The sequence below is a fragment of the Paenibacillus sp. EKM301P genome (genome assembly GCF_011800295.1).
GTDB lineage: Bacteria > Bacillota > Bacilli > Paenibacillales > Paenibacillaceae > Paenibacillus > Paenibacillus polymyxa.
On sequence record NZ_JAALFM010000001.1, the window covers coordinates 447997 to 473670 of the forward strand.

The 25674-nt window shown below is 46.3% G+C and carries 24 protein-coding genes and 2 tRNA genes; 10 read left to right on the forward strand and 16 right to left on the reverse strand.

The window, feature by feature from the left end:
* Nucleotides 1-54: 54 nt before the first annotated feature.
* Entirely contained in the window at nt 55-654 is a 600-nt protein-coding gene (locus HFD99_RS02225) for a hypothetical protein (RefSeq protein ID WP_016822387.1), read from the reverse strand.
* A gap of 279 nt (nt 655-933) precedes the next feature.
* Between HFD99_RS02225 and HFD99_RS02235 the strand changes: the two genes are divergently transcribed.
* On the forward strand, nt 934-1566 hold the full coding sequence (locus tag HFD99_RS02235) for a YktB family protein (protein WP_025365218.1): 633 nt from the start codon (nt 934-936) through the stop codon (nt 1564-1566).
* A 43-nt stretch (nt 1567-1609) separates the two neighbouring features.
* Here HFD99_RS02235 and HFD99_RS02240 read toward each other — a convergent pair whose 3' ends face one another.
* Nucleotides 1610-2896, reverse strand: coding sequence for an MFS transporter (locus tag HFD99_RS02240; protein ID WP_025365219.1), 1287 nt, complete (start codon nt 2894-2896; stop codon nt 1610-1612).
* 187 nt (nt 2897-3083) lie between these two features.
* Here HFD99_RS02240 and HFD99_RS02245 point away from each other — a divergent pair, with 187 nt between their 5' ends.
* Complete coding sequence (locus tag HFD99_RS02245) at nt 3084-4559, forward strand: aminotransferase class I/II-fold pyridoxal phosphate-dependent enzyme (protein WP_016822391.1); 1476 nt, start codon at nt 3084-3086, stop codon at nt 4557-4559.
* Between the two features lie 114 nt (nt 4560-4673).
* On the opposite strand, the gene HFD99_RS02250 is transcribed toward HFD99_RS02245, so the two are convergent.
* Together HFD99_RS02250 and HFD99_RS02255 are read right to left on the reverse strand one after the other, a co-directional pair.
* Nucleotides 4674-4979 carry a DUF1292 domain-containing protein gene (locus tag HFD99_RS02250; RefSeq protein WP_007431055.1) on the reverse strand — a complete coding sequence of 102 codons (306 nt, stop codon included), beginning with the start codon at nt 4977-4979 and terminating at the stop codon, nt 4674-4676.
* Nucleotides 4980-5058: 79 nt separating this feature from the next.
* Nucleotides 5059-5616 (reverse strand): hypothetical protein, encoded by a 558-nt coding sequence (locus HFD99_RS02255; RefSeq protein WP_013371897.1) that lies wholly within the window; start codon nt 5614-5616, stop codon nt 5059-5061.
* Nucleotides 5617-5816: 200 nt separating this feature from the next.
* Here HFD99_RS02255 and HFD99_RS02260 point away from each other — a divergent pair, with 200 nt between their 5' ends.
* Entirely contained in the window at nt 5817-6575 is a 759-nt protein-coding gene (locus tag HFD99_RS02260) for an MBL fold metallo-hydrolase (protein WP_017427816.1), read from the forward strand.
* A 128-nt stretch (nt 6576-6703) separates the two neighbouring features.
* On the opposite strand, the gene HFD99_RS02265 is transcribed toward HFD99_RS02260, so the two are convergent.
* Both HFD99_RS02265 and HFD99_RS02270 read right to left on the reverse strand, forming a co-directional pair.
* Nucleotides 6704-6940 (reverse strand): DUF3892 domain-containing protein, encoded by a 237-nt coding sequence (locus tag HFD99_RS02265; RefSeq protein ID WP_016822393.1) that lies wholly within the window; start codon nt 6938-6940, stop codon nt 6704-6706.
* Between the two features lie 86 nt (nt 6941-7026).
* The gene (locus tag HFD99_RS02270; RefSeq protein ID WP_123797379.1) at nt 7027-7470 is read right to left on the reverse strand and encodes a GNAT family N-acetyltransferase; all 444 of its coding nucleotides are present in this window, start codon (nt 7468-7470) and stop codon (nt 7027-7029) included.
* A gap of 140 nt (nt 7471-7610) precedes the next feature.
* Between HFD99_RS02270 and HFD99_RS02275 the strand changes: the two genes are divergently transcribed.
* Nucleotides 7611-7682: transfer RNA gene (locus HFD99_RS02275), tRNA-Val, on the forward strand.
* A gap of 83 nt (nt 7683-7765) precedes the next feature.
* Here the strand turns inward: HFD99_RS02275 and HFD99_RS02280 are convergent.
* The 3 genes from HFD99_RS02280 to HFD99_RS02290 all read right to left on the reverse strand — a co-directional run bounded on the left by HFD99_RS02280 (nt 7766) and on the right by HFD99_RS02290 (nt 9311).
* On the reverse strand, nt 7766-8008 hold the full coding sequence (locus tag HFD99_RS02280; protein WP_016822395.1) for a hypothetical protein: 243 nt from the start codon (nt 8006-8008) through the stop codon (nt 7766-7768).
* Between the two features lie 551 nt (nt 8009-8559).
* Entirely contained in the window at nt 8560-9012 is a 453-nt protein-coding gene (locus HFD99_RS02285; protein ID WP_123797368.1) for a hypothetical protein, read from the reverse strand.
* A gap of 110 nt (nt 9013-9122) precedes the next feature.
* Nucleotides 9123-9311, reverse strand: a complete 189-nt coding sequence (locus HFD99_RS02290; protein WP_016822397.1) for a hypothetical protein — start codon at nt 9309-9311, stop codon at nt 9123-9125.
* Nucleotides 9312-9405: 94 nt separating this feature from the next.
* On the opposite strand from HFD99_RS02290, the gene HFD99_RS25885 reads away from it, so the two are divergent.
* Nucleotides 9406-9534 (forward strand): hypothetical protein, encoded by a 129-nt coding sequence (locus tag HFD99_RS25885; RefSeq protein WP_016822398.1) that lies wholly within the window; start codon nt 9406-9408, stop codon nt 9532-9534.
* A 425-nt stretch (nt 9535-9959) separates the two neighbouring features.
* Here HFD99_RS25885 and HFD99_RS02295 read toward each other — a convergent pair whose 3' ends face one another.
* The 3 genes from HFD99_RS02295 to HFD99_RS02305 all read right to left on the reverse strand — a co-directional run bounded on the left by HFD99_RS02295 (nt 9960) and on the right by HFD99_RS02305 (nt 10989).
* Nucleotides 9960-10244, reverse strand: a complete 285-nt coding sequence (locus HFD99_RS02295; protein ID WP_016822400.1) for a hypothetical protein — start codon at nt 10242-10244, stop codon at nt 9960-9962.
* Between the two features lie 82 nt (nt 10245-10326).
* A tRNA-OTHER gene (locus HFD99_RS02300) sits at nt 10327-10408 on the reverse strand.
* Between the two features lie 68 nt (nt 10409-10476).
* Entirely contained in the window at nt 10477-10989 is a 513-nt protein-coding gene (locus tag HFD99_RS02305) for a hypothetical protein (RefSeq protein ID WP_016822401.1), read from the reverse strand.
* A gap of 779 nt (nt 10990-11768) precedes the next feature.
* Here HFD99_RS02305 and HFD99_RS26040 point away from each other — a divergent pair.
* A complete protein-coding gene (locus HFD99_RS26040; RefSeq protein WP_016822402.1) occupies nt 11769-12062 on the forward strand; it encodes a hypothetical protein in 294 nt (97 codons plus the stop codon).
* A 301-nt stretch (nt 12063-12363) separates the two neighbouring features.
* Here the strand turns inward: HFD99_RS26040 and nirD are convergent, their stop codons facing one another.
* Both nirD and nirB (HFD99_RS02320) read right to left on the reverse strand, forming a co-directional pair.
* Nucleotides 12364-12693: a nitrite reductase small subunit NirD gene (gene nirD, locus HFD99_RS02315; protein ID WP_019687974.1), complete on the reverse strand. Its 330-nt coding sequence runs from the start codon at nt 12691-12693 to the stop codon at nt 12364-12366.
* Between the two features lie 12 nt (nt 12694-12705).
* The gene (nirB, locus tag HFD99_RS02320) at nt 12706-15138 is read right to left on the reverse strand and encodes a nitrite reductase large subunit NirB (protein ID WP_044785285.1); all 2433 of its coding nucleotides are present in this window, start codon (nt 15136-15138) and stop codon (nt 12706-12708) included.
* Nucleotides 15139-15581: 443 nt separating this feature from the next.
* Here nirB (HFD99_RS02320) and HFD99_RS02325 point away from each other — a divergent pair, with 443 nt between their 5' ends.
* Complete coding sequence (locus tag HFD99_RS02325) at nt 15582-16184, forward strand: ANTAR domain-containing response regulator (protein ID WP_123797370.1); 603 nt, start codon at nt 15582-15584, stop codon at nt 16182-16184.
* A gap of 20 nt (nt 16185-16204) precedes the next feature.
* Nucleotides 16205-17278, forward strand: a complete 1074-nt coding sequence (locus HFD99_RS02330) for an anthranilate phosphoribosyltransferase (protein ID WP_044785287.1) — start codon at nt 16205-16207, stop codon at nt 17276-17278.
* A gap of 132 nt (nt 17279-17410) precedes the next feature.
* Here the strand turns inward: HFD99_RS02330 and nasC are convergent, their stop codons facing one another.
* Both nasC and nirB (HFD99_RS02340) read right to left on the reverse strand, forming a co-directional pair.
* Complete coding sequence (gene nasC, locus HFD99_RS02335; RefSeq protein ID WP_123797371.1) at nt 17411-19591, reverse strand: assimilatory nitrate reductase catalytic subunit NasC; 2181 nt, start codon at nt 19589-19591, stop codon at nt 17411-17413.
* 44 nt (nt 19592-19635) lie between these two features.
* On the reverse strand, nt 19636-21810 hold the full coding sequence (gene nirB / locus HFD99_RS02340) for a nitrite reductase large subunit NirB (protein WP_123797372.1): 2175 nt from the start codon (nt 21808-21810) through the stop codon (nt 19636-19638).
* A 433-nt stretch (nt 21811-22243) separates the two neighbouring features.
* Here nirB (HFD99_RS02340) and HFD99_RS02345 point away from each other — a divergent pair, with 433 nt between their 5' ends.
* Together HFD99_RS02345 and HFD99_RS02350 are read left to right on the forward strand one after the other, a co-directional pair.
* Entirely contained in the window at nt 22244-23485 is a 1242-nt protein-coding gene (locus HFD99_RS02345) for a nitrate/nitrite transporter (RefSeq protein ID WP_123797373.1), read from the forward strand.
* A gap of 378 nt (nt 23486-23863) precedes the next feature.
* On the forward strand, nt 23864-25582 hold the full coding sequence (locus HFD99_RS02350; protein ID WP_123797374.1) for an NAD-dependent malic enzyme: 1719 nt from the start codon (nt 23864-23866) through the stop codon (nt 25580-25582).
* Nucleotides 25583-25674: the final 92 nt, after the last annotated feature.

A 25674-nucleotide genomic window follows, 5' to 3' on the forward strand; every position in this document is an offset into this window, starting at 1 on the left:
CCCCTGTCTAATCACAGATCAAAACACCCCATTTGCATGAGGTGTTCCGATGTACTACGCTTCCATCATCAGCAGTTGGTGAGATAGCGTTTGCAGGCGTTTGTGGCAATTCTCGATTTTAATCGTATCTTCCTCGGTCATGGCTGTGAACAGTTTCTCCAATTCATCGTCCACTTCCATTTTGAGCAGCAGCAGCCGGGTTTCCCCTTCATTGGAAGCGTACATATCTTCCATTTCCTGAGCGGACAGCACGGGTCCTTTCTGATAAATAACACGCTGCTTAAAGCCAGTAACCTCGACTAGACGAATGACCTCGCCGAACAAAATATTTTCTACCAAGATATGATGATCCTTGACTCTTTTGACAATGGCATGACCACGGGTGCTTCCAATCAGCTTCTCCAACCACTCAGCCAGCTTGGCATCGCGGATTACATAATCTCCAGCCAGCTTATAGTGTCCTGTGCGCAATTGTTGAAAACGGAGCTTCACCAGCTTGCGCCCGGTTCTCACCGACAAAACCAGATACGACTCATCCTCGCTCCAGTACAGCGAATACCCTTCCGATATCAAATCCTTGATCAGATTATGGATATGCCGACGGCTAAACCGGAGCTCTAGATTGCAATATTCTACCTCACAGCCCTTGTTCACGGCATTCCCTCCTTTTTCAAGTCCGATTCAAGAAGTCCGGCTACAGCAAGCCTGCGGCTTTCCCGCTTGATCTTCCCTTGCTCTATTTTATACTTCATTTTATGTAAGGGTACTTGGTTATTTGACCTATTTTTATGAGTAACAGCGCACAATCCTACTTTTGCCTTATGTGCTTGTACCGAGCCTGGTCTAAAGACGGTCAAGCCCGCTGACATTATGCTATAATCGGACATAATACGCCACACGATATGGCTTAGCCTAGTTACAGGAGGAATAGGAATGACATTTAGTGGATTTACTGCAAAGGACTTTGATGTTTTTGAGATACCAGGATTGGAACCTCGCATGGAGGTGCTGATTCAGCAGGTTCGGCCCAAGTTGGAGGCGATTGGTGAGGAGATAGCCCCCTTCCTGACGGACTTATGCGGGGAGCCTATGCACGTTCACGTTGCCAAGCATGCACGACGCAAGGTCAATCCCCCGATCGATACATGGGTAGCCTGGGCGGCAAATAAACGCGGGTATAAGGCGTTGCCGCATTTTGAGGTAGGTATGTTCGCTTCCCATATATTCGTCATATTCGCTGTCATTTATGAAAGTCCGAATAAAATCACATTTGCCCAGGCGCTTGAAACCAACCTGAGCGATGTGCGATCTAACATACCAGGTCACTTTTACTGGTCCATGGATCATATGGCTCCACAAGGTACAGAACAGCAGCAAATGGACACTGAAGAGTTTCAAATCATCATTAACAAGCTGCAGCAGGTGAAAAAAGCCGAGGTCATGTGCGGGCTCCGCATTGATCGTAATGATCCTCTCGCTAGTGACGGAGCTGCGCTACTGCAGACAGTGCGTTCCACTTTTGAGCATTTGCTGCCACTGTACCGGATGTCTTTTCCAAAGGAATAGCTTCAGAATAAATGCGGCCCTGATCCACTTCTAAAAGCACCGTTCAAGCCTTAACAACGGTTTTTCTCCGTGGATTGCGCGCCAAAGCCAGATGGCAGCCAAACATGAGCAGCATCACGATCCCACTGATGATAAATGGAGCTGTGTGTCCAGCGCGGTCCCATAGCACTCCTGAAACGAGCGGACCGATAACCATGCCAGAGCCTTGGAGTGTTAAAAAAAAGCCCCATACTGTTGCACGCTCGCTTTCCGGAATCAGTTGGGCAAGAAACGTGTTCCATGCAGGCAAAATGAGCGCATATCCCAAGCCAATAATTGCTACGGATACAAACACAAGCGGGATGGTCTGTACTGTTGAAAAGAAAAATAGCGTGGTCCCGGCAAGCAAAAATCCGATGTGCAAAAAGTACTTGGTTCCAAGGCGATCCACCAGCTTGCCACAAGGGATCAATGCCAGCACAGTCACCCCACCGCCGGCAATCAGAAGCACGCTATACAAGTTCGGTGAAATTCCGAGATCCGTCCGCGCGTACAGCGTTAGCACAGGGCTGATCAAACCGATGACAAAGGACTGCAAAAACAGCGCAGGGTAAATTAACGGATTCACATTAAGCTTGGTTTTGAGCGTGTTGATCGTCTCCTGGATACCACTCAGCACTTGCCGCTTCTGCTTGGACTTCCCATCAGAAGATATGAGAGCGCTCTGTTCGAGGTCACCTTTGCCAGCAGACCTGTTCGTTCCAGGCAGCATAAAAGCAACCAGTAGTAATACAATACTGCATCCTATCAAAATCATGAACACCATACCGTAAGAGTGTCCGTAGTGGGATATGGCGAAGTTCATAACGAGTGGACCCAAGCCCGTTCCGCCCATGGACGCAATTTCCAGTGTTCCCATCGCTGCACCATTATTGTTATTAGGTCCGGACATTTCGGTCGTTCCAGTCATCACACAAGGCCAGAGCGGAGATGTCCCCAGTCCTAGTAGCAGACACGCGATGACGAGCCACACAGGTTCTGTCAGTGCGCTTAGCATAATGATCGCTACAAGTGTAAACAACAACGCGGTTGACATCGTGCCACGGTAACCGAGCCGTTCAGCCATCCAGCCCGCCGGTGCCCGGAATGCATTGTCTCCGAAATACTGAAGCGAAAAGGCTAAACCGATAATTCCGGCCGACAGCCCCAACGTTTCTCCCATATATACCGGCAGGATCGATACCAGAAGAGATCCCTTCATAAATTCGACCAGAAACACCAGTATCCATAATTTGGCGAAAAAAGGAGTCCACAGCCGCTGCGAAGCTTTTTTTCGTCTAATTTGCTTCATCTATCCCACATCCTCCGCCTTTGTTTTTTGTCTATACATTCGGGGTTCTCCGCCTACTCCACTCTTTCGCAAATAAATGCGCCCTCAATCGCTTGCATTCCTACTTCAAACTGCTATACTCAATTTTGTTCTATTATCAATTGCACAGGATTGTCGAAATCCTGCATGAAAGGTTGTGACAACACTAATGAATCAAAGCAACACCCCGCTTTTTACTGCTTTGAAAAAGCATGCTCAGAGCAACCCGGTTCAATTTCACATCCCAGGTCATAAAAAGGGAGTGGGGGCAGATCGGGAATTTCGCGAATTTATGGGGGATAATGCTTTTTCCATAGATATGATCAATATCGCTCCATTGGACGATCTGCATCAGCCATCAGGCGTCATTGAAGAAGCTCAAAAGCTTGCAGCAGAAGCCTTCGGAGCTGATTATACTTATTACAGTGTACAGGGGACAAGCGGAGCCATTATCACCATGATTATGTCCATTTGTATGCCAGGTGATAAAATTATTGTACCCCGAAATATACACAAATCCATAATGTCTGCCATCATCTTCGCTGGTGCGAAGCCGGTATTCATTTCTCCGGTCAGTGATGAGAATCTCGGTATTCACCACGGGGTTACAACCAAGTCCGTACGCCGGGCATTGGAACGTCACCCTGACGCCAAGGGCGTCCTTGTCATCAACCCGACATATTACGGTGTGTGCGCCGATTTGAAGGAAATTGTAGATCTCGCTCACAGCTATAATGTGCCGGTCCTGGTCGATGAGGCTCACGGAGTACTGATTCATTTTCACGCTGATTTGCCGATGTCCGCCATGGAGGCGGGGGCAGACATGTCAGCTACAAGCGTTCACAAGCTGGGTGGTTCTTTGACTCAAAGCTCGATACTAAATGTAAATACAAAAAACGGATTCGTTAATCCGCAGCGTGTACAAACTATTTTCAGTATGCTGACAACGACGTCCACTTCGTATATTCTGCTGGCTTCGTTGGACACATCCCGACGCAATTTGGCCCTTAACGGCCATGAAATCGCACAACGTGCTCTGGAATTAGCTGAATATTGCCGCGCAGAGGTCAACAAAATCGAAGGGCTATATTGCTTTGGCAGTGAAATTCTTGGCACGGAAGCTACCTATGATTATGATCCGACCAAAGTGACGGTTCATATTCGCCATTTAGGCCTTACCGGATATGATGTGGAAAATTGGCTGAGAGATCACTACAATATCGAAGTTGAGCTTAGCGATATGTATAATATTCTCTGTTTGGTGACTCCTGGTGATACCAAAGAGGAAATTGACATTTTATTAAAAGCTTTGCGCGAGCTGGCTTCACTGCACTATTCCACAGGTCAGCAGCATGAGCTGGTTGTAAAGATACCGGATATACCGCAGCTCTCCCTTATTCCGAGAGACGCTTTTTACGGAGATACGGAAATCGTACCCTTCAAGGAATCTGCTGGCCGTATCATTGCAGAATTCATTTATGTATATCCACCAGGCATCCCAATCCTATTGCCGGGCGAAGTTATTTCGCAGGACAATATTGATTATATTGTAGATCATGTGGAAGTAGGCCTGCCTGTTAAAGGACCTGAGGATCGAACGGTACATCAGGTGAAGGTTATCGTTGAAACTGACGCTATTTCTTAAACAATGATCTGTTAGCATCTGCATGCAAAAAAATGTTGATGGTCAACAAAAAAAGCCCCCATTCGGGGGCTTTTCTAGTGTTTTGAAGAGCAAGAGCAGCTGCTGTATCCAATCTTATTCGTATTGGGCAACAAGCTCGCTATAAGCTGCTTCTACACGCTTCCACTCATCTTCGTCCTCAATATTGTAAAGCACCATTTCTTCGTTTTCTTCTTCCATACGAAGAATGATACCATCCGCTTCGGGATTGCCACGCTCAAGCAACAGAGCATACACGTGATCTTCTACGTCAAAGGTCTCTACCAGCACCATTTCTACATCTTTGCCATTTTCATCAGTTAGCGTAAGAACCATTTCTTCATGTTCGTGGTCATGATCGTGGTTGCAGGCTTCACCGTGTTCATGTTTGTGATCACTCATGGAAATACCTACCTTCAAATTGTTTTATTTTCCCTCGTATCGTAACATGATCAAGAGTGCAGGTCAATTTGTGGTATGCCTAATTTATCGCTGTAATGACTTTTTCGGATACCAGTGTATAACTACCGTCTTTACTTTCTTTAATGTAGAAACCGACTCGATAGTTCCCTGCTGTTTTGAAATCATACGTAAAGTCGTTCGTACGGAACCAGAAGTTATCCTTTTGCGCTCCTTTGATATCTTGGGACTGAATATCCTTTACATTTCCCGAAGGGTCGGTAATCGCTACTTTCACTCCGGAGATATCTGTTTTCAGGGTATCAATTTGACTGAAAACATTAAACTTCACTTTGTTACCTTTATTCACGTTACCAAACACAGTATCTCCCTTGAACAGGAACATATGCACGTTTGGCTGGTCGAAGACAACTTTTCCACCAGAGGGATCAAAATTTACAAGCCCGTTAAAGTCACGGATAGGCACATAAGTTTTCCCATCAATGACAACTGCGCCATCTTTTGACACCTCTCCGTTAATAATCAACTGCACCTGGTCCTTGGCGGACTCCGCCGAAATGACGGTCCCTCCCATTATTGAAAAGGCCATCACTAGGGCCATCACTTTTCTCCATTTCATACTACATATCCCTCCATCGTTATCTGTTAAAAACCATCTGTCGTACATTTATACCTAGCTCAGCCGCACAAGTTGCGCTGTGTTTCACAAATTGTCCAAAGTTTTTACATAAGGAGCCAAATCTTTAGTTCCTGCAGCCTAGATGTTAAAATACGATTGTAGAGTGTCTTATAACACATCGTCTGGAGGGTGAATCCATAATGGGCCTAACGATACAGATGCTTGGTACAGGTAGCGCCTTTGCCAAGCATTATTACAACAACAACGCGCTGCTGGATAGCGGGGAAGGCAAGCTGCTGATCGATTGCGGTACAACCGCATCTCTAGCATTACACCAGATGGGTGTCCCTTTGCCTGATATTGACGCTATTTTAATCACACATATTCACGCAGATCATGTCGGAGGCCTAGAGGAATTTGGTTTTCAAATGAATATCCTCCATCGTCGCAAACCTCTGCTTTATATCGCCGAACCATTAATCCACCCTTTATGGGAGCATACGCTCAAGGGCGGCATGTCACAGCAAGGTATGATTGACAAGCTTGAGGATGTATTCGAGGTAAATGTCATAACCCCTGGCGTACCCACCACCTTAGTACCGGGTATCCAGGTAGAGCTGATCCCTACACGGCATATTCCTGGTAAAAACAGTTACTCTTTGTTCATTAATGATCGTCTTTTTTATAGTGCGGACATGGTTTTTGATCCCGATTTACTTCATCATCTGGTGCATGAACGGGGATGTCGAAGCATCTTACATGAGGTTCAATTACAAGGTGCCGGAGAAGTCCATACAACGTTAGATGAGCTGCTAAGCTTGCCAACACCTCTTCAAGAGCAAATTCATCTGATGCACTATAGTGACGATATGGAACAATTTAGAGATAAGGCAGGGATTATGTCCTTTCTGGAGCAGCAACGAGTATATCCGCTAGTAGAATTGGAACGTGCAGAGTAACCGAGCTAAAGGGAGTATTAACAATTAACAAAAAGCCGCCCGACTTTCCTACAAAGGATAGCTAGGCGGCTTGCTGCATATTTTTTGTATACAATGATAAGCTTGGACGTTAATGTTGCGAGTCAAGGTCAGAACAATGGCAGTTGATCCAGGTTATTAGAAGGATCTCCATCGGCATCCCCTCGAATTCGTTTGCTTCCATCCTTGGCCTTGAAGACGTTGACGCCTGCAATTGAACCTGCTTCAATCTCGTTCAACGCTTGGCTATAATCCAAAATCCGTCCAGTAGACGTCTGAAATGACGCAAGATCGCCATCCCCGTTTTTACGTACTGCCGTAATTTGTTCTCGTTCTGTATTAGCCATGCTGCATCGCTCCTTATCCATAGTATAGTGGAGGAACTTTTACTAGCATGCGCATTGTACAGCTTTGTATACACCCTGTGCCTCGACTACAACTTTTTACGCATACGTACATGCGGTATTCCCGCATCGTCAAAAGGTTCATCGGAGATCGTTTCATAGCCAAGCTTTTCGTAAAACTTCTCAGCTTGACATTGAGCATCTAACAACGAGTATCTCAGCCCAAGTTCACGTGCACGTTCCTCCAGTGCTAGCAGTAATACACGTCCATAACCTGCTGCACGATGCTCCTTGAGAACGGCAATACGTTGCATTTTAGCTGTCTCTTCATCGTAATATGTCAGCCGACCAGTAGCCACCATTTCCCCATGCTCACAAATTAGCAAATGATGGGCGGTATCTCCCAGCTTGTCATAATGATCAATTTCAAGATCCAGAGGAACCTTCTGCTCATCGACAAACACTTTGGTACGGATCAATATTGCCTTCTGCAGTTGCTCTTCTGTTGTTACAGTTATAATTTCTGCGGCCATCATCTGTTCCTCCTATCCTTAATTTCAAATGTAAACTCACTAAATTTGAATTATATATATAAATAGTCATGAAGTACAGGCTGATTTCTATTTTTTCACTTTACATATATGGTTAATACATGATATTATCTAGTAACTACAGGACGGTAGCTCAGCGGGAGAGCATTATCTTGACAGGGTAAGGGTCATGGGTTCGATCCCCATCCGTCCTATACCGAAACCCCCTTGATTCATAAGGGGGTTTTCTTATTTTTATAAACTCATATCCGATACGAAATATGGCTCTGATACGAATTTAATACGAATCACTTTTTGATACGAAGAAGCAGCGGCCAAGATCAGCTGCTTTCGTTGTTTTGAAAACATCAAAATTAGCACCATCAAGCCAGTTAAAAAAATACCAATTTGCTAATATATATTTCCCTGCCAGAAACTCGTAGGTCTTTTTTGGGCTCATCTTCATTATTTCCTCAACATGCTTGGGGCGCAGAGTCATAGGGTATTGCGCCCAATCATTAGCCACTTTAATTTCGTTCATTTTCCCACTCTTTCTCTACTCCTTCTCAACAAGAAGGTTCATAATAGAAGCAAACTTATTATATATCTTGTATTTCTCAAGAACTGCCTCTACAGCAGCCTGTGTCCGTTTCCGGTCGATCTCAGGAGAGAGGCTGCGCAGAACAATGGCGGAAAGAGTTTCAGAGCGAATCGAAAATGACGAGCAGTATTCATAAGGTCCAATTCCAAAGCAATACGCGTATCAAATCCACCAAGCTTTTATAATCCAATCTGCTCAACTCCGCTTCTATATTGTTTGGGTACGAGAGATACTAAAATACTTTGTTATTTTCAGTACCAATAATGCTCAATTCCTTCTTGGCTCGACCAAGTTATTCACATCAACCACCAACTCCCGGATCTCTTCCACTTGCATGAGCGGTTCAAGAAACTCCGGTATGTCTCCGACAAAACTACCAAACTGAAATAACCCGCGCGATGGGATCGGCGGGCCAATGTAAATTAATATGCTCTCTTTTATTGTTAACACCTCCTTCCTGGTGGAATAAGGGCAAAGAAAAAAGCTACCTCTCAGCGACCATATAAACTAGAACTCGGTATTTTTAAAACTTGAAAATGAGCCTTGAATATTTCCAATTTTAGACGAACCAATTCATTGTAATTTATTGTTTCAGAAGCGGTTAAATAATCCTCTAATTCACGTAAGAGCAAGTTCAAAGTTATAACATCATTAACAAATAACTCCTTGTTGTGAACCTCAGAAAGTGAACTGAATCTCGGAGCAGTCTTAAGAACTCTCAATAAGTTTGTTTTATCGTAGTTACTGTTGTCTTTAAACAAATCTATTTCGAAATATACTTGCCTTAGAAAGTAAGACATTATCTGTTTCTCTTCTTCAAATTGTTTTATCCAACTTGTCCTTTTATCCTTCTCTCTATAGTATTCTGTCATAACCCACCCTGTACCGATCCCTGTTATAATGGCTATCACAACATCTTTTAAAATATCAAGTATAATCCCCATTGCTTCCTCCTAAGACATCTAAAAAAGCACCACTTAAGGTGCTTATCTTCAAAATTCAAATTTTGCTGGCAAACTTAGCTTGTTCCCCTTCACTTTCTCGTGCTCAACCTTTACCCCATATACTCAGCGGCGAGATCTTCTTTAAAGGGAGTATGAACAATCAGTTCTACTTGATACCACGGTGAATCAGACGATAATGCGAAGAATTCACCTTCAACAGGGACTCTACTAAAGTCAAAATATTGATTCTCCCAGTTGGCTTTCCCCATGTCATGAGTATGAACAAAAACTTTGGGCACTTCAAACACCTCCTTCCTTCGACACAACAATTCGACACATAGGAAGAATATTCCTTTTTATGCGCCGAAAGTAATAGTACGAAAGGAGGTGTTTATGTTGCATATACTTGAAGATATCTGGGACGGTGTCTATGAACGAATAGTTAAGCCCCTTTTACAGAACGTTGCTGCGGTAGCCATTGCACTAACACTTTTAACAGCCGTATCCTACTATTTTTCATAAGGGAGAATAACTATGACAACATACTACGTTACTGGTACAAAGCAATTTACCAGTGAATTGCAAACAAAGCTCATGGAGTTGTCAAATAATGAGTTGAAAACTCCACATCCGTACACTCAGGAACTGGAACTTTTAATGTTCGCAATTACTCGGAGCAGCACTCCTGGCAAAAAAGACTTAGATTCGCGTTTCGGCGAATAATACCAGTTTATTCTGTTGAACGAACATGCGAAGAATTTACTGATAGACTACAAAGTCCCTTTTGAAATACTTGGAACTGTAGAATATGAAGATCCGATCAATGAAGGATTTAGTCTCTTGATCAGAAATACAAGATTCGTTTAAATAAATGGCACCTTGCGGACTCGAACCGCACATTTTCCTTTAGGCGCTTAAAGTCCCCGGAGTTGATCCGGGGATAAACACTATTGCAGCTCTTTGACTACCTTGGCTATATGGACCGGAATCGTAAGGCCCTCGCTCTCAGTCAATGAACCATCTACATGCAGCTTGATAGCCAATTGGTCGTATTCTCCCGTGCCTGTAGGGACTACAGAGTTACCATATGCGTGTGGACCTGCAAAGCTTACTACTCTACCAGTGGGGCTATACTTACGAGCTTCAGCCTCGGTATTTACCACCTTAAAGATATTATCCGAACCAAGATACCCAAATCCGCCGTTACGTACTGCGCTTGCCTCTGTACTCATTACAAAACACTTCCTTTTCTATTATTGTGAAAACAAAAAGAGCGACGCATATATGCCACTCTCATTAGGTCTTTTAATTAGGTGCACGGTGTGGGAATTGAACCCACGCCTTTAGGTCTGTTTTACTCGGGCCCGCCTGTGCTCTACCATTGAGCTAACCGTGCATAATAGTGATATTGAAGAAACTAAAAAGGTCGGCACGATAGCCGACCTCCTCACTGCATTTAAATTATTATTGCAATTCCTCTCTTGTGTTACCTATGCGAACCGACATACCACCCTCCATAGGACCGCCTGGTGAAGTAAGGTTTACATAGAAACTACCAACAGTCCAAGCACTTGAGTTGATTTCATCAAATGTTTCACCTTTCGCTATTCTTCCCTTCATCTTAACCGGACCACTAGCTGACCCCTGAGTTACTGTTATATTAATCGGGGCTTTCCCATCATTATGCACATACACTCTAGCATATCCGTAGTGCGGATCAATGTAGAAACGCTCTGACATGTCAGTGTTCGCAAGAGACTTGTTCAGCACCTTATTTGTGTCTTGAGGAGTAATAACATGATCTCCCGCTTTTGGTGTATTCACATCGGTCGATGTGTTTGCAGATTGGGAAACTGCTGTAAAGTCAGTTGTAGCTGGTGCAACATCTGTAGCTGCCGCAGAAGCAGATAAGGGAATTGCAAGAGCTAATGATAAAACAGATACTGCAGAAGCTTTTTTAAGGTTTTTCATACTCATAAGCCCACTTTCTTTGATTTTTTTATCCTGCCAACTCTATCAACCAGCACAGTATGTAAGAAACTATTAGAGCATTCATGATTGATAAAGTTTTTACAGGTATTTATGAACATTTACATTATAAGTCTTTTATTGTAATTATTCAACAAAAAATGGGTTTTGATTCCATGTTAGCAGAAGCCCGGATTTGAACCGGGACCAGCCAGAAATGAATCCAGTAGCACACCAAGTATTCTGCATGAAACCGCTGGCGGATTCGAACCACCGACACACCCACCCATTCTTTTTCGCGAGAGGAATCGAACCTTCGTGGATATACCCCACTGCAGTTATGATAATAGATGTGGACATGGCACTTTCACCCTTGCATGCAGCCTTTTTCTAGGTACTTTCTTACGCGACCAGTTGCGCTCCTGATCCACTCTTTAGCGGCTAGGATCACTGTCACGAGGAGTGCGCTTGTCAGACGCACATTAGCAAGAGTGGAGTAGTGAAAACAGAAAGAGCAACATGCCCACTTATCCTACCCTAGCGGCTCTCTGTAGGTCTTATAGCAAGAGGATAACTGGTACCGCTCGTTTTACACCTACCACCGTCAAACAGGCATGTGTTTGTGCGGGGTGCTGCTCTCTCTTTGTTTTCCATGTTACTAATTTACCATGTGTGAAACCTAATAGATCACAAATATTTTCATTTTACGATCAATTTTCACGTAGTATTTTTTCAATTCAATAGTTTGCTAGCATACTATTATTGAAAGGGATATAAACAAAGAGGATTTGCGGCTTCAACTGGGGATATCTGCTGCTGCAATGGCAAAGATGAAAATATATAATCATACACTAGTCTCACTTGGACACCTTGCCATTAGCAGCATCACACCACGCCACATTCAAGACTTTTATAATGATCAGCAAAAACCCTGTTTCGTTAGTCGAACGGCTAAAGCTCGAAAAAAGGAAATGCAGGTATGGACCTTGGAACAGGCACACGCCTTCCTAGAAGCTTCAAAAGACGATATGTATTATATTGTGCTCCTTCTTACTCTAACTACCGGAGTGCGGAGATATTAGGAATTCGGTAGAAGGACGTGGATTTCGGTAAGAAAACTATATCAATCACTCAGATTATGAGTAGTGATGGTAAAGATTTTTAAGTTGGTGCTGAGAAGAGAAACTGGTCATTGTTTAAGATTTAAGCGAAAAAAAAGCCAACCAGAAGTAAGGTTGACTTTTTATATACACCACGCTTAAGCAGCAATGTCTCTTTTTTCAGCAAGATTGAATTCTAGAGAATTGTTCGGCAATACGTATCTCTTCTATTATATAGAAGAACAACTAAGCCCAGCACCCCAAGCAAATAAACCTAATGCCCCTAGATTACGATGTAAACTGCTCCACTCTCACTGTCAATCTCCGTCGGGTAAGTGGTCACACATCCAGTATCCGGCTCTTGCACCTGACCAGTGGACAGGTCGACTTTCCAATCATGGAGCGGACAATGGACCACCGATCCGCATATCATTCCTTCGGATAGCCGTCCCCCTTTGTGTGGACAACGGTTCTCAAGCGCACGCACGCTGCCGTCACTAAGGCGAAATACGGCTATCTCTGCATTATGAATGCGAACTGTTCTTGCTCCACGTCGGTCAATCTCGTTCAGATCTGCTATCCTGATTCTGCTGGTTATCGTATTGCTCTCCATTTGGTCAGCCTCCTATTCCATTACTGCCTTAAGCTCCGGCAGCTGTACAAAGTTTTTGCGCAGCTCTTCGTTATGAATGATTTCGTGCCACGGATCAGTCGTTGTGCTTAACGTCTCCTCAATTCTGCTTACCAGTTGCTGCCTCGTCTCCGCATTTGCTAATACCTGTTTGATCGACTCTACGCCTACCCGTTCTACCCAATGAGCTGTTCGCTCGTTCCAATTCGCCTGCTCACGGTAATACTGTAAATAGGCACCAGTCCATTCCATCACTTCATCCTCGGTTTTTACAGTACACAGCAGTTCTGCTGCCCGCACTTTAATACCGCCGTTACCTCCAATGTATATCCCCCAGCCACCGTCAATAGCGACAACACCCAAGTCCTTGATCGTCGCTTCTGCGCAGTTACGCGGACAGCCCGACACAGCCAGTTTGACTTTGGATGGCGCATTCAGACGTTCGAATGCCTTTTCCAACCGGATGCCCATGCCCATAGCGTCCTGTGTGCCGAAGCGACAAAAAGTGTTACCGACACACGTCTTGACGGTTCGCAATGTCTTTCCATATGCATATCCCGATGGCATATCCAATTCGGACCAGATTCCCGGTAGATCTTCTTTTTTTACACCAAGCAGGTCAAGACGTTGGCCACCCGTAAATTTAACCAAAGGCACATTGTATTTCTCCGCGACAGCAGCAATCTTCTTCAGGTCGGCAGGTGAAGTAACTCCTCCATAAATGCGGGGCACCACAGAGTAGGTGCCATCTTTCTGAATATTGGCATGGTACCTTTCATTCGTAAATCTGGATTCCTTCTCATCCTCATAATCCAGTGGCCACAGCATACCTAGATAATAATTGAGGGCCGGCCGACATTTGGTGCATCCTTCAGCTTCGTTCCAGCCCAGCACGTTCATCACTTCTTTGACGCTCTTCAACCCCATTTCTCGGATACCATCAATAATCGCTTCCCGATCAAGTGTCGTACAGCCACATATCCCCTCTTTAATCGATTCTCCGGCTTCTGCACCTGCGTACAGCTGTAAGAGCCCCTCCACTAATGGCTTGCAGCCGCCGCATGATGCCGATGCCTTCGTGCAGGCCTTAATTTCCCCAAGACTCTTACAGCCAGCCGCAACCGCCTCTCCAATGTCACCCTTGGATACACCATTACATCCGCATACAATTTCGTCTTCAGGCATCTGCTCCAGCATCATGGTGCCACTACCTTCTGATTGACCAGGGTTAAAGCCAAGTAACAACTCTTTCTCTCGACCAACCACCGACTCCCCACTTTTAATCAGAGAAAACAACTTGGCTCCATCAGAGGTATCCCCAAACAGAACGGCACCGATCAGTTTTTCTTCCTTAATGACGATTTTTTTGTAGACGCCATCAATATCATCCTGATACCGCAGTGATCGCGTTCCCGACTCATCCTTGTAATTTCCTGCTGAAAATACATCGACGCCCGATACCTTCAATCTTGTAGAAGTAACGGAACCACTGTAGCCAGGAGTCTCCATTCCCGCGAGTCGCTGAGCCAGGACGCCCCCCTGCTCATATAATGGGGCAACCAGACCGTAAGTGATTCCCCGGTGTTCTGCACATTCTCCAACGGCATATATGCCAGGAATATTCGTTTCCATGTGATCATTTACGATGACACCGCGGTTTACGGGGATTCCCGCTGACACCGCCAGTTCAATGTCTGGTTTGATACCTACCGCCATAACGATCAAATCCGCTTCCAGTTCGCTTCCATCAGCAAACTTTAGCCCTTCCACGCGACGACGCCCGGTGATAGCCGCCGTCCGCTTATTGACCAGAAAAGTCATTCCCTGTTCCTCCAGCTCGCGCCGTAACATAAGGGAAGCAGCCTCATCCAGCTGCCGATCCATAATATAACCGTTAATATGAATAACTGTAACGTCCATCCCCAAATTGAGCAGCCCCCTGGCTGCCTCTAGCCCAAGCAATCCGCCGCCGATAACAGCCGCTTTTTTGTGCGTCTTCGCCGTCTCCATCATCGTCTCGCAGTCACGAATATCCCGGAATCCAATCACACCATCCTTGTCGGCTCCTGGAAGCGGCAAGATGAAGGCTTTAGAACCTGTTGCCAACAACAGTAAATCATAAGAGACGCATACACCGGATCGTGAAGTCACCTGCCGCTTTTCCGTATCGATCGCTGTGACAGGATCATCGGTATACAATCGGATATTATTGTCTTCATACCAATTCCAATCGTTGATGATAATATCCTGCAAACCTGCTCCACCGGCCAGAACAGAGGACAGCATGATCCGATTATAGTTTGGATGGGGCTCGGCCCCAAATACCGTAATCTCATAGGCACCTGGTGCGATCTTCAGCAAATGTTCGAGAGTGCGTATCCCCGCCATTCCGTTGCCGACCAGCACTAATTTTTGGATGTAGTTCATTAGGTCACTCCCTCTCCATTTCTATCCTTAAAACATAAAAAGCCTGCTTCACATACGGGGATGCAAAACATCCCTCCACATGTGAAAACAGGCTCCATTGCCGTTTCATCGAATACGCCGTTGTATCCATCAGAGTATGAATTTAAAGTACTGTAGCCAATATATAACGATTCAAATCACATGTCAATATTCCTTACGCAAAATCTCGTAAAAATAATATTTTATCACTAAGTAACATATTGATGACGTATAAAATATCACTCTTCTACAAAATTAGGATTGATTTTCAGTCCAAAACACGCCAAAATGGTTTAAAAGTCCGTTTCCACTTCATTATGATGGAAAAGCAAACCCATCTCATCAAGTTATATGTCACATTTCTTATCAAGACATACAATCCTCATGCTTATTTACCCTTCATGTTAAAGAGAGGAGGAGCCCGCTTGCGTTCCTTGTTGGTAATTCACTCACATGCTGACCCTGCATCCGAGCAGGCAGACACCATTCCCTCATGGCAGGCAGAACCTGAGCACCTTTTAGAATCCAACGGATACCTGCCTTTGCCCTGCCGCCATGAATCTGAAATCAAACAGCTCATCCATAATGCAGATGCGGCCGTACTAAACATACCTGTCGGCACAATCAGTATGTGGAGTAGCAGGTTGGAGCAAACCAAAGCAATTCCGTTGCTCTGGTGGTGCAGCGCGACATCAGCGCTGTCATCGACGGAGGCTTGTGAAGCAGACGTGACTGTCGACGGTATTCTAACCCCTTCCATGGCAGCCCATGAGCTGAATTGGGCCCTTCATTTTAGCGCCAAATGCTTTTTTGAACGCCAGCATTGGCAAAGTGAACGCAAACAACTGACCGCTCGGCTGGAAGAACGCAAATGGATTGATATGGCGAAGGGGATACTTGGCGAAGTAAACGGCATCCCGGAAGCGGAGGCATATGATCTGCTGCGTAAAAAAGCGATGAATGAGCGCAAACGAATCGTTGATGTGGCCATCTCCATTGTGAAAGCACAGCAAATGCTAAAAGCATAAATCTGAAAGGGGCCTTGAACATGAATATCATTGAAATATTAAAAGAAGTTGGGCGCGGCAAAAGAGGCGCTCGTGATCTGAACTATGCCGAAGCCGAAGCTGCCGCCGAACTGATTATGACCCGGTCAGCAACCCCAGCTCAAATCGGTGCCTTCTTTGCCGCGGAACGCATCAAAATGGAGAGTGTTGCCGAGCTGGAAGCATTCGTTAATGTCTGTCGCAAATATTCCCACCGCTTCCCCATGCAGGAAGGCATTGATTTCGCCGGTCCGTACGACGGTAGGAAGTCATCATTTATTGCTACCTTCGCAACTGCCTTTCTACTTGCCTCATACGGATTACCTGTAACGATGCATGGGAGTGCACCCCTCCCTCCCAAATGGGGGGTTACACTCCCACTTTTGTTGCAGGAGATGGGGGTAGCGACTGCGGACATGTCACACGAAACCGCCATTCATGCTGCGAAGCAGACAGGCGTGCTTTTCGTTGTTTCCGAACAATGGTGCACGCCCCTGCGGGATCTGCGGTCTATTCGCGAAGAGTTGGGGCTTCGCACAGTACTGAACACAGCCGAGAAACTGGTTGATTATGGTTCCTCCCCGTACATTGTATTTGGTGTTTTCCACAACACCGTATTCGACAAGACGGCGAAGGTCATGCAAAATCTGAGTTATCGCAGGGCTTTGATCGTCCAGGGGAGCGAAGGATCGGAGGACCTATTCATCGATCGACCGACCCGGACTTACCTGTTTGCTAATGGTAAGGTGTCCCTCCAGGTTATAGATCCCGAAATGTACGGGCTGGATTCGGTAGTACCAGAACACCACTGGACCCCTGCTGAACAGCTGCGCATATCAGAGGAAGTGCTGCAAGGCACAGCTCCTACTGCCTTCTCGAATCAAGTGTTGCTCAACGGCGCGGTACGACTGTTCATTGCAGGGCGGGTCGACTCCATTGAGGAAGGCCTGTACACCTGCAAGCCGCTGCTTGAAAACGGGAACGCCTGGGAGTTGTACTGCCGCTGGCGTGAAGCTATGTTGAGAAAAGAAATAAAAACGGGTGCCAACACATCCGAACCCCATTTTCATTTATAAAACTCGTCTCCTACAGTCCAGCATTTATCGGGACATAAACTGAACTACTCAAAAAGGTCCGCCCCCATGCTCATGCAAAGGGGGCGGGCCTTTTATGCAAGGAAAAAGAAAATGCACTCACACCTTCCTGTTCTAGAACTGTGACCACTCCCCGTTATGTCCACTGGTTGCAGCTACAGCTAGGCGGAGGGGACGGATGCATACAGCTGCCGTCTTGAAGCCGGGCATCCGGCAGAACGGATCAAGGTCTGGACGGGTCGCCCGATTTACATTTTGCGTCCCGCCCCAATGCATGGGCACGAAAAGCGTGTCTTCGCGAATATGTGGCCTGATCCGGCTGCGGACGGTGAAGCTGCCGCGCTGGGATGTTATTTCCACCCACTCCCCGTCCCTGATATACCAGCGCTGCGCAGTACGCGGATGAATTTCTACATAATTCTCAATCTCACGCGCGGCCAGCGAAGGACTTCTGCGTGTTTGCGCGCCAGTCAAATAGTGAGCCAGCACGCGGCCATTCGTCAAAGTAAGCGGATATTCCTCGGATATTTCCTCTCCTGCTCCACAGCTTTCAACCACTGTAAAAACAGCCCTTCGGTTGGAAAGAGCAAAACTTTCCCGAAACATCGTATCCGTACCAGCTTCATCCATAGATGGGCATGGCCAATACACCCCTTCCTCGCGACGCAGCCTATCATAAGTAATACCGTAATAATCAGCAAGTCCCCCTCGGCTAGCGAGACGCAGTTCTTCAAAGATATCCTCTGCATCCTTATATGCGAAGTACCTCCCCTTGTTCAACCTTGCAGCTATTTGGCATAAAATGCTCCAGTCATCTCTAGCTTCGCCCGGTGCAATCCGCACCGCTTCCCGCAGTAAAACGCGGCCTTCTAGATTAGTCATCGTCCCCGTATTCTCCAAATAAGACGTCACAGGCAAAACAACGTCGGCCATTCGCGCCGTTTCAGTGAGAAACATATCCGCCACAATCAACAAATCCAGCTTTTTCAGCGCCTCCTCGACCAACCGGGCATTCGGGTTAGATACAACAGGATTAGAGCCCATCACGAACAGAGCTTGGATTTTTCTCTGATGAACCAGTTCCATCATTTCATAGGCCGACACTCCTTTTCCCGGCAAGCTGCTTGGTTCAACTCCCCACACGGACGCAACATAGGCTCGATCTTCTTCATTCTCAATCGATCTGTAGCCAGGAAGCTGGTCAGCCTTTTGACCGTGCTCTCGTCCCCCTTGCCCGTTTCCCTGACCTGTGATGGCCCCATACCCACACCCTTCTCTTCCAATCTTTCCGGTGGCCAGCACAAGATTAAGAAATGCACGCACTGCCATGTGCCCATCCGTCTGCTGTTCGACACCCCTGGCAGTAAAAACGATACCCGTTTCCACACTGCCAAAGGCACGCGCTGCCTGCCGGATCATCTCTGCCTCGACTCCGCACAGCGCAGCTGATTCGTTCAGATCCACCCCATCCAAATGAGTCAACAACTGTTCATACCCGTTGGTCCGCTTGCGGATAAATTCTTCATTTACCAATCCCTCATCCACGATGACCTTTAGCATGGCATTGGCCAGCACAGCATCCGTACCCGGTCTGATTTGCAGGTGCAGATCGGCTATTGCCGCTGTGGGTGTCGCGCGCGGGTCAATTACGATGACAAACGCACCATTTTCCTTCGCTTGGTGAAAATAAGGCATTAACGTCGGCTGACATTCAGCGATATTCGTACCTGCAAGCACAATACAACGAGCCAACGGAATATCAGCCAGCCTGCAGGTCAGTCCGCGGTCAATACCAAACACTTTGCTACCAGCAGATGCTGCCGCCGACATGCAGAAGCGCCCGTTATAATCAATATAGCGCGTACCTATAGCCACTCTGGCAAATTTCCCAAGTAAATAAGCCGTTTCATTCGATAGTGAGCCTCCGCCGTAAATGCCGATTCCATCAGGACCCTGCGTGGACAGTAGCGAGGAGAAACTGTTAGTTACAGCATCCATCGCCTCTCCCCATGGGACAGGAACGAGCCTGCCCTCTTTGCGCAGGAGAGGCTGTGTCAGCCTTTCTGCATGAGTTGCATGCTGATGCGCATTCATTCCCTTGATGCACAACCTGCCTTGTGAGGCTGCATTAGGTTTCCCTTCCGCTTTATACACCGTTCGAACGATACCCGCGAGTGCTTCCGTTTCCGTACTAACGGTCATCTTACATTGCACGCTGCAAAATGGGCACTGTGTCTCCACCACAGGGAGGACGTATTGACCGGCTTCCAGTTTGTTTTCTCCTAACTGACACATAAAAGTCACCTTCCCTCTCCATTCACTACAACTCCCACAATCCGTTAACCTGTCAGCATGGTGGACCGCAGGCTAACGGTCAGCTCACTTCGCAGAGTAACGTCGAGCACACTTTCCCGCAGCGCTAGAACGCCAGTCCGTTCAATCCATTCCCACATTTTCTCCCCATACCTAGCACTATGCCTGTATATTTGCAAGCAGGTTACAACCATCAGCACCACTTCTTCCGGATTCTCCTCCAATCCAAGCAGCAACCCCTGACGAACCGGATGTCCTGCATGGCCACCAGCATAAACCTCCCAACCTGCTGGAGATCGGGAGATTCCAATGTCATGGACAAGCACGCCATCGGGATACTCTGAACCCGGACTAACAGCAACCGCAACTGGTGACGGTAATGAAAGACTGCCCCATACTGCTGCCAGCCGCTCTCTCAGCCAGATCACTCCACCAGAAGCCTGATCGATCGGGGCAGGATCAACAAAATCCCTACGTTCAACATCCAAATTTGTAAAACTCAGGCCCACAGAACCCGCTTCCCCTTCGTATGGTACGGTGGGCTGAAGCGCAACGCCTATTCCCAGTTGATTTGTTGCAGATCCGTTCCGCAAACCTAGAGATTCCAGATAATAAAGTACAGCAGGACGACATAATTCACAGCCCTGCTGCCTGGTCCAACCGAGACGAGATACTACTTCCTCTAGAGTTCGACAAACTGCGTCCACCATCGCTGTCTTAAGCGAATCATGATCATAATGCGTACAACCACACACAGGGACAACCTCTTGAGCAGTCGGAGTAACCACAGGTCCAGAAGCTGTCGCTCGGGACAAACCATTTTTGACCAGTGCAGCCACTAGCGGCCGGCAACCACCGCAGGAACCGGACGCTTTGGTCCGGCTCTTCACCTCTTCGACTGTTTTCAGCTTATCCGTGGCAATCACTCGCAAGATATCCCCCTTGCTCACACCGTTACATGCGCATACCGTCTCTCCTTCGGGCAATGCTTCCGCAGCATCCTCTGCTTTGCTTTTGCTGTTATTCTGAGGTGTAAGCCCTGTAGGTGGCGCGCCGCGCCGTACCATTCCAAGCAGCGAGGTGCTTTCCGCCGTATCCCCGAATAAAATCGCTCCAGTAATAGCGCCAGCGCGCATCATCACTTTTTTGTACATCTCCTGCATACCGTTATATTCCATGATCGCAATCTCGTTTCCCTCTTCACGAATGTCTCCTGCCGAAAACACATGAATTCCCGCAACCTTGAGCTGGGCATAGGGAACCGTCCCTTCATAAGGAGCCGTTTCACGACCACAAATCACCTTTGCCAGCACTTTGCCCTGCTCATATAGCGGCGCCACCAGCCCATATGAAATTCCACGGTGCTCAGCACATTCGCCAACTGCGTAAATACCAGGAATACTCGTGCGCATATAATCATCCACGACAATGGCACGGTTTACTGTCAGACCACTGTCCTGAGCCAAAGCGATATTGGGCCGGATACCAACCGCCAGCACGACCAAGTCTGTTTCCAATCTGTTCCCGTCCGCAAACATCAATCCTTGTGCCCGGTTGCGGCCTATAATATTGACCGTATCCTTCGCCAAATGAAACCGCATGCCCTGCTGCTCCAACCGCCGTTGTAAAAGCACAGCCGCAGTACGGTCAAGCTGACGATTCATCAGATACTGCGCATTATGAACAACGTCAGTTTCCATCCCTAGATTCAGCAAGCCTTGAGCAGCCTCAAGCCCCAATAGCCCTCCTCCGATGACGGTGGCCTTGCGATACGTTTTGGCATATCTGGCCATGGTTTCACAGTCATTTACATCACGAAAAGCGATTACTCCCTCTTTTCGGACTCCGGGAATGGGAGGTATGAAAGGCAAAGAGCCAGTTGCCAGTATGAGAATGTCATAGGGCTCTTGAATGCCGGATTCCGTTTCCACCATACCGGTTGCTACATCAATACGACACACACGTTCACCAGCTTGCAACTTTACCCCATTTTCTTCGTACCAGTCCCAGCTATGGGTAACAATATGTTGGAACGAGCTCTCCTCCTGAAGCATTTTGGACAGGAGCACACGATTGTACCCGGGACGTGGCTCTGCACCAAATATTGTGATTTGGAATCGCTCCGGCTCCAGACTGAGAATTTCCTCAACACATTTGATGCCTGCCATACCATTACCGATGACGACCAGTCTTTTTATCATAATTAATCCAGCCCCATTCTCTGAACCTAAAATAAGACAGAAAAAGCCCTTCTCCATTCGATGGAAAAGGGCACCGTTGCCGTAAATGTCGGCACATCGTTGTACCGATATGTACTTAAGATTACTGAATTGTGAGTATTATGTCAATATTCAATACATGAAACCTGTATTTAAACCTATTTTTTAATTTATTATAATTTTAATGTTATGTATATTGACACAAGTAGAATGTCTTTTTATAATTTGAATTAAAATCACTACCATGTGATCATACCCAAGCGATGCACAATGAAGTGTGTCAAACACGGCAATGAAGCCGCAAAACGTTCCCAATATCAATGACGGGACGATTTGCGGCTTTTTATGTTCAGCAGAGGGCTGAAGTCTAAGGCCTGAGCTCTACAAACCCCAATAAGAACAGGAGAGATGGAGAATGAAGAAAAAAAGTTTCTGGCACAGCGGACACAAGCCCACCCTTTTTGGCTCTTTTTTGTATTTTGATATTAGCTTTATGATATGGGGAATGATTGGACCGTTGGTCGTTGTCATTGCTAATGATTATCCAATGGACCCTGTACAAAAAGCCAACCTTGTCGCTCTCCCGATACTCAGCGGCTCTCTGTTGCGACTCGTGCTTGGATTCATGTCAGATTATATCGGTCCGAAGCTCACGGGACAGATCGGTATGCTTATCACGATCATTCCTCTCCTGCTCGGCTGGCTGTGGGTTGATTCGCTGGAGCAGTTGTACACTGTCGCCCTGCTTCTGGGTGTGGCCGGCGCCTCATTTGCAGCTGCACTACCGTTGGCTGGCCAATGGTACCCCAAAGAGCATCAAGGTCTGGCCATGGGAATTGCCGGTGCCGGCAACAGCGGGACCGTCCTCGCAACTTTGTTTGCCAACCGTATTGCCCAACATTTTGGCAGTTGGGAGGTCGTGTTTGGATTGGCCATTATCCCAATTTTCATCGTCTTTGTTCTGTTCAGTATTTTTGCCCGCAACAGCCCTCATCGCCCAGTACCAAAAAGTCTGGCGCAATATGCTTCGGTGCTCAAACAGAGGGATGCCTGGGTGTTCTGTGCCTTTTATTGCGTGACGTTCGGTGGGTTCGTCGGCCTTTCTAATTATTTGACCATTTTCTTCAATACCCAATACGGCCTCTCTGCGGTGCATGCCGCTGATTTTGCAACCGTTTGTGTGATTGCCGGAAGCTTCTTTCGTCCTGTAGGCGGCTTTTTGTCTGACCGGATTGGTGGTTCTCGCATGTTAATGTATTTGTATGCCGGGGCCGGGATGATGCTCGCCAGCATAGCATTTTTGCCACCACTTGCCGTAGTCGTAGTTCTGCTGTTCGTAGGCATGATGTGCCTTGGGGCTGGCAACGGCTCCGTATTCCAGCTTGTGCCGCAGCGATTCGGCAACGAAATCGGGCTTATGACCGGCATCGTCGGGGCTGCTGGTGGCATAGGCGGATACTGTCTTCCTCTTATTCTGGGCCATCTGTACAAATTAACGGGTTCTTACATGCCTGGCTTCATCTGTCTAAGTCTGATCACATTCTGTGCTTTTGTCCTCGTCATTATCATGCAATTGAAATGGCGCAACAGCTGGATGCAACGCTCTGCTCCAGGCGCTAATGAAGCCGTTAACCGAATCGGAGAATTAAATATCTGACTATCCACTAAATAGACAGCCACCAAACGTTTAGATTTTAAGCCTCAATTATCCCTTATAATAAAAAATAGCTTAACTTCATTTATAGAAAAATGAAGTTGAGCTATTCCTCTATACACATTCAATCAAATTATAAGAGCTATGAAAAAAGTCACATTTATTGAATATTTACCGAAAATATTATGAAAATTCAATGAATTTTTCATTTGAAAATCATTGAAAACCGCTTTCATTTTCATATTTTTTCTTATGTAAACACTTATATAACCATTTTTCACACAACATACTTGTTCACTTGGTTTAAAATAAGGCGTATACTTGTTCACGAATTGTTCAAGGATTAACCGAATGTATTTTTTTAGAAAGAAGGAATTGGAAATGCGCGCTTTTCATGTTACGGAAAATGGAACTATCGAAACCAAATTAACCGGAAAAGATCTTCTTGCCAACCCACTGCTGAACAAAGGAGTGGCTTTTACGCTGGAAGAACGTCAGCAACTTGGACTTGACGGCCTCCTTCCTCCTACCATATTAACGATTGAGGAACAGGTTCAACGGGTGTATGAGCAATTTCAAAGCCAACCGGATAATTTACGTAAAAACGTTGCATTAAATGATCTTTTTAATCGGAATACTGTCCTTTATTATCGTTTGCTTTCCGAGCACTTGAGCGAGATGCTTCCGATTGTCTATACACCAACAGTCGGTCAGGCTATTCAGGAATACAGTCATGAATATCATAAACCGGGCGGTATGTATCTATCTATTGATAATCTTGCTGGCATCAAAGAAGCTTTTAAAAATTTGAACTTGGGTCCTGATGATATCGATCTGATCGTAGCCACAGATTCTGAAAGTATTTTGGGAATTGGGGACTGGGGAGTTGGCGGTATTAACATCTCTATTGGTAAGCTTGCTGTATATACAGCCGCTGCTGGTATTGATCCTAGCCGGGTACTGGCCGTTGTGCTGGATGCAGGTACAAACAATGAAAAGCTGTTAGAAGATCCTTTATACATGGGGAATCGTCATAAGCGTGTACGTGGAGAACAATATGATCAATTTATTGATACTTATGTTCAAGCTGCACTTTCTTCTTTCCCGAACGCACTGCTGCACTGGGAAGATCTAGGTAACGTTAACGCTCGGAATATTATTAATAAGTACGGAAATAATATTTTAACGTTTAATGATGACATTCAAGGCACTGGTGCAGTTACACTTGCAGGTGTGATGTCTGGTGTCCAATTGTCCGGAATCCCTCTGAGCAAGCATCGGGTTTTAGTGTTTGGTCCAGGAGCTGCCGGAATCGGCAATGCAGACCAAATTAGTGCGGCCATGATGCTGGAAGGATTGTCAGTAGCTGAAGCAAGACGTAACTTCTGGGCATATGATTACCGTGGCCTGCTTACCAATGAAACGGAAGGACTTTTGCCATTCCAGGTCCCTTATGTGCGTGATGCTGCCGAATGCCGTGACTGGGAGCATGCTGAAGATGGCAAAATCCCTCTGCTTGAAGTTATTCGCCGCGTGAAACCGACGATTATGATCGGAACTTCCGGTGTTGCTGGAGCATTTAGTGAGGAAATCGTGAAAGAGATGGCCAAGCATACAGAACGCCCTATTATTATGCCAATGTCCAATCCGACTCCTCTGGCGGAGGCAACTCCTGAAGACCTGATCCACTGGACTGAAGGAAAAGCGCTTATTGCAACAGGAAGCCCTTTTGAGCCAGTAATCTACAACAATATTACGTTTGAAATTGGGCAATCCAACAATGCTTTTGTATTCCCGGGTCTTGGTCTTGGAGCAATCGTAGTAAAATCCAAAATTATAACAGATAGCATGTTTGCAGCAGCTGCCCATGCAGTAGCTCAAATGGTTGATTTGTCACAGCCTGGTGCTTCCCTGCTGCCAAAAATCAACGAACTGCGAGAAGTATCTGAAGCTGTAGCAGTGGCCGTCGCCAAGGCAGCCGTTCAAGATGGAGTAGCGCGTCATCAGCCGGATGATATCGTACAAGCGGTTCGGGAATCCATGTGGGAATGCAAATATAAACCCATTAAACAGTATGGACAGGAAGCCGTTCTGGTTTAAAAATAGCGAACAACATCAAAATTTATACTTGCTGTAAGCAAAGTGATTATTTAACTGATGTCCGCCATTTTTGGCGGACATCTTTATTGGAG